We start from the raw sequence: 5,882 nt of genomic DNA, 5'->3' as shown, positions 1-5,882 counted from the left end.
TAATCAAAAACCAACGTCGCCGACAACCGAAGCCCCGTCACGGCATTCAACCGATTCCGCAACTCCACCGCCGTCAACGAATCAAAACCCAGATCCTTGAACGCCTGCCCGGCACCGATACTCGCCGCGTCCGCATGCCCCAGCACCACCGCGACCTCACCCAACACCAACTCCACCAGGTGACGCTCCTGCCCCTCACGAGACAGCACGGCGAGCCGGTCCGCCAACGCATCACCCACACCCCCGCCAGCCACCACGGCACCACGCACCGTACGACGCGGCTGACGCACCAACCCCCGCAGCACCGGCGGCAACTGTCCGGTCCGTGCCTGCTCCGTCAGGACGGCGAAGTCGAACTTCAGCGGCACAAGGGTGGACGCCTCGCCGGAAAGGGCCGTGTCGAGCAGGGCCATGCCGTCCTCGGTGGCCAGCGGGAGCACTCCGCCGCGGCCCATGCGGGCCTGGTCCGACTCGCTCATCGTCGCGATCATGCCGGCGGACTCGGCCCAGAGGCCCCAGGCCAGTGAGACGGCGGGCAGGCCCTGCGCACGGCGCCACTGGGCGAAGGCGTCCAGGAACGCGTTCGCGGCCGAGTAGTTGCCCTGGCCCGGACCTCCGATCACACCGGCGGCCGAGGAGAACAGGACGAACACGTCCACGTTCATGCCGCGTGTCAGTTCGTGCAGAATCAGTGCCGCATCGACCTTGGGCCGGAAGGCGGCGCCGATCCGCTCCTGAGTGAGGCTCGCGATCACACCGTCGTCGAGGATTCCCGCCGTGTGCACGACCCCGGTGAGCGGCGCGTCGGGCGAGACCGTCGCGAGAAGCTTCTTCACCGCCCTACGCTTGGACATGTCGCACGCCACGACGGTGACGGTCGCTCCGGCCGCCTCGAGTTCGGCCGTCAGCTCCTGGGCGCCGGGCGCCTCCGGTCCGCGACGGCTGGTCAGCAGCAGGTGGCGCACACCGTATGCGGCGACGAGATGCCGGGCGACCAGGCCGCCCAGCGTTCCGGTGCCGCCGGTGACGAGTACCGTGCCCGCGGGGTCCAGTTCGGGACCGGTACCGGAATCGTCCGCGGCCCGCACCAGCCGGGGTGTGTGGACGACGCCGGCACGCACCGCTACCTGAGGCTCTCCGGTGGCCAATACGCCCGCCAGGGCCGGCCGGGACGCCTGGATCTCGTCCACGTCCATGAGAAGGACGCGGTCCGGGTTCTCGGCCTGCGCCGCGCGCACCAGACCCCAGACCGCGGCACCCGCCGGGTCGGTCACCTCGGTGTCCCGGGAGACGCCTACCGCGCCGCGTGTCACGACGAGAAGGCGCGACGACTCGAGTTCCGGCGCGGCAAGGAACGCCTGGAGGATGCCGAGGACACGGCCGACGAGGCCGCGGACCCGTTCGGAGCTGACGACACCGTCGACGGCGTCGACGACCAGTATTTCGGGCATCGACGCGCCGGGCCGCACCAACTCCTCGATGTCCATGGCCATGGACACGGTGTGCGGAACGACCGCGGCGGTGACGCTTGCCGTCGCCTCGGCCGGCAGCGCGGTCCATTCGACGGAGAACAGGCAGTCCGTCCCAGGAGCGGTCCGGCCGGCGGCCTTGACCTGCTCCTCGGCGACCGCCCGCAGCACGAGGGACTCCACCGACGCCACCGGGGCGCCCTCGCCATCGGCGAGTTCGAGCGTCACGGATTCGGGTCCGGTGGGCGTCATGCGTACCCGCAGGGCGGTGGCGCCGGAGGCATGCAGCGTCACGCCGTTCCACGCGAACGGCAGGATGAGCCTGCCCTCCTCGGCTTTGCGGTCCGTGAAGGCCCCGCAGTGCAGGACCGCGTCGAGAAGCGCGGGATGCACACCGAAACCGGCCGCCACCTCGGCGTCCTCCGCCGGAAGCGCGACCTCGGCGTAGATGTCCTCGCCGAGGATCCACAACGAGCTGAGCCCCTGGAACAGCGGCCCGTAACCGTAACCGGCGGCCGCCTGGTCCGCGTAGAAGCCGGTCAGGTCGACAGGCTGCGCACCCTCCGGCGGCCAGACCCCGAAGGCGACGGCCGGAGCCGGCGCATCCTCAGCCAGCTGGCCTGTGGCGTGACGCACCCAGGGCGTGCCGGGCTCGGCGTCGTCCGGCCGCGAGTACACCGCCACCGGCCGTGCACTGTTCGTCTCTTCACCGACCGAAACCTGGATACGTACCGCGCCCTTGTCGGGGATCACCACAGGTGCCTCGATGATCAGTTCGCTGAGGGAACGCGCACCGACCTCGTCCCCGGCACGGACCGCGAGTTCCACGAGGGCGGTACCCGGCAGCAGGACCGTGCCGGACACGGAATGATCCGCCAGCCACGGGTGCGCTGCCAGGGAGAGCCTGCCGGTACATACGACACCTCCCGTGTCAGGAACACTGATCACCGTGTCGAGCAGCGGATGTCCGGTCGCCAACGCGGGATCCCCGCCGGACGACGTCGCGGTCAGCCAGTAGCGTTGGTGCTGGAAGGCATACGTGGGCAGGGCCACGCGGTGTGCGCCGGTACCGGCAAACACCTTCTCCCAGTCCACGTCGACACCCCGCGCGTGGAGCCGGCCCAGGGTGGTCATCAGCGCCCGGTCCTCGGGCACATCCCGCCGCAGCGACGGCACGCAGTCCTGCTCGACCATCCCCGACAACACACCATCGGGACCCAGCTCCAGGAACGTCGAGACCTTCTCCGCCCGCATGGCGCGGACACCGTCGTGGAAGCGGACCGTGCCCCGCACATGCTCCACCCAGTACTCCGGCGAGCACAGCCGCTCCGGATCCGCCAGCTCACCCGTCAGGTTCGACACCACCGCCATGGACGGCTCGCGATACGTCAGCCCGGCCGCGACCTGGCGGAACTCCTCCAGCATCGGATCCATCAACGGCGAGTGGAACGCGTGCGACACCCGCAGCCGCTTCACCCGACGCCCCTCCAAACGGGCCACCACCGCCTCGACCTCGTCCCGGACACCGGACAGGACCAGCGATGTCGCACCGTTCACGGCGGCGACGCTGACCCCCGCGGTCAGCAACGGCGTGACCTCGTCCTCCGCCGCCTCCACCGCGACCATCACCCCACCCGACGGCAACGCCTGCATCAACCGACCACGCGCCACCACCAACGCCGCCGCATCCTCCAGCGACCACACACCCGCCAAAAACGCCGCCGTCACCTCACCGACCGAATGACCGGCGAGACAGCGGGGACGCACGCCCCAGGACCGTACGAGTCGGAAGAGCGCGACCTCGACGGCGAACAGGGCCGGCTGCGCATACCTGGTCTCGTCGATCAGGTCGCCGCCCTCGAAGACCACATCCTTCAGCGAGCGGTCCAGGCTCTTGTCGACGGCCGCACACACCTCGTCGAAAGCGTCCGCGAACACCGGGAACACCGCGTGCAGTTCACGCCCCATGCCCACCCGCTGGGAACCCTGGCCCGTGAACAGCACACCCAGACGACCCGCGACCACACCCTCCGCACGCACCGACGCCAGGCCCTCCCGGGCCTCCTGCACCGAACCCGCGACCACCACCGCACGGTGATCGAAACGCGCACGCGTCGTCGCCAGCGAATAGGCCGTGTCCGTGAGGCTCACGTCCGGGTGCAGTTCCAGATGATCGGCCAGGCGCCGGGCCTGCACGTTCACCGCGTCGGCCGTCCTGCCCGAGAGAACGAGGGGTACGACCCCGCGCGTCGTGGTCGGCTCGGGAAGGTCGTTCTCGACGGCTTCAAGGATGACGTGCGCATTCGTGCCGCTGATGCCGAAGGAGGAGACGGCGGCGCGGCGGGGGCGGTTCTCCGCGGTCTGCCACTCGCGTGACTCGGTGAGCAGTTCCACCGCACCCGCCGACCAGTCCACCTTCGGCGACGGGGCGTCCACATGCAGCGTCTTGGGCAGCACACCGTGCCGCATCGCCTGCACCATCTTGATCACACCCGCCACACCCGCGGCGGCCTGCGCATGACCGATGTTCGACTTCAACGACCCCAGCCACAACGGACGGTCATCACCCGGCCGCTCCTGACCGTAGGTGGCGATCAGGGCCTGCGCCTCGATCGGATCACCCAGCGACGTCCCCGTACCGTGCGCCTCCACCACATCGACATCAGCCGCCGACAGACCGGCACTCGCCAGCGCCTGCCGGATCACACGCTGCTGCGATGGACCATTCGGAGCGGTCAGACCGTTCGACGCACCGTCCTGGTTCACCGCACTGCCCCGGACGACCGCCAGCACCTCGTGACCGTTGCGGCGGGCATCCGACAGGCGCTCCAGCAGGACCAGGCCCACACCCTCGGCCCACGAGGTTCCGTCCGCACCCGCCGCGAACGACTTGCACCGCCCGTCCGCCGCCAGACCCCGCTGCCGCGAGAACTCGATGAAGCTTCCGGGCTGGGCCATGACGGTCACGCCGCCGGCCAGGGCGAGCGAGCACTCGCCGTTGCGCAGGGCCTGCATCGCGGAGTGCATCGCCACCAGCGACGACGAACACGCCGTATCAACCGTCACAGCGGGACCCTCGAAACCGAAGGTGTACGACACCCGTCCCGAGACGACGCTGCCGGCGGCCACGGCCGCCTCGTAGTCGTGGTACATCACACCGGCGAAGACGCCCGTGCGGCTTCCCTTCAGCGAGGTCGGATCGATGCCGGCCCGCTCCAGCACCTCCCACGACATCTCCAGCAGCAACCGCTGCTGCGGATCCATCGCCAACGCCTCACGCGGACTGATCCCAAAGAATGCCGGGTCGAACTCCCCAGCGTCGTGGAGGAAGCCGCCCTCGCGAACGTAGGACTTGTCGGCCAGGCCGGGCGCGGGGTCGTAGATACCTTCGATGTCCCAGCCCCGGTCCTCCGGGAACGATGTGATGCCGTCACGTTCCTCGACCACGAGACGCCACAGGTCCTCCGGCGAGGAGACGCCACCGGGCAGTCGGCACGCGGCCGACACGATCGCGATCGGTTCGGACGAGGCTGCAAGGGCCTGGTCGCGCTCCTGCTTGAGCTGCTCGTTCTCCGTGAGCGAGGCGCGCAGTGCCGCGACAAGCTGGTCCTGGGACACAGACATTCTTGGATTCCTCCGTAGGCCGCGACGGGCTCAGTTGTTGGTGTTGCCCATCGCGCGTTCGATGAGGTCGGCGACGTCCATGTCGGCGATCAGGTGCGCGGCGTTCTGTCGTACTTCCGAGGAGGCGGCGGTAGCCGCACCGTGATCCGCGGCGCCGGGGGCCGCAGCCACCAGATGCAACAACTGCCGTAGTACACCCAGCTCTTCGAGCCGCTTGAGCGGGACGGTGGCGAGGACCTTGCGCAGCTCGGTCTCGTCCACGTCGGTGAGCTCCACGGTTCCGGCCACAGCGTCCGGAATCAGTTCCGCGCGCAGGTACTCGGTGATCGCGGCGGGTGAAGGGTGGTCGAAGATCAGTGTGGCCGGCAGCTGGATGCCCGTCACCCCGGCCAGCCGGTTGCGAAGCTCGACCGCGGTGAGCGAGTCGAATCCCATTTCGCTGAACGCCTGTCCCGGAATGATGTTCTCGGCGTCGGCGTGCCCGAGTACGACGGCGACTGCCTCGCGGACCAGATTCAGCAGTGCCTCGAACTGCTCCTCGTCCGGGAGCGCCGCCAGCCGGGCAGAGAGGGAGTCGGCGCGGACAGGTCCGCCCGAGGTGGCATCGGTGCGGATGATGCGGCGCGGCTGGCGGACCAGGCCTCGCAGCATCGGCGGCACCTCTCCGGCTCCGGCTTGTGCGGCCAGTGCGGTGAGGTCGAACTTGACGGGGACCAGGGTGGGTTCGTCGGCGGTCAGGGCGGTGTCGAAGAGGGCCATGCCCTCCTGGGCGGACAGCGGCCGGATACC

General features: G+C 69.6%; 2 protein-coding genes. Both read right to left on the bottom strand.

Features of this window, described 5'->3' with window-relative positions; all coding sequences use genetic code 11:
* The coding region (locus ACZ7KF_RS41395; protein ID WP_471087843.1) for a type I polyketide synthase at window positions 1-5,087 on the bottom strand (5,087 nt) is incomplete at its 3' end.
* A gap of 36 nt (window positions 5,088-5,123) precedes the next feature.
* On the bottom strand, window positions 5,124-5,882 hold a 759-nt coding region (locus ACZ7KF_RS41390; protein WP_471087840.1), incomplete at its 5' end, for an acyl carrier protein.

It is taken from the genome of Streptomyces sp. NPDC038200 (assembly GCF_055600785.1).
Note: the sequence above shows the minus strand (reverse complement) of the source record. Positions and strands in the feature narration are given on the sequence as shown.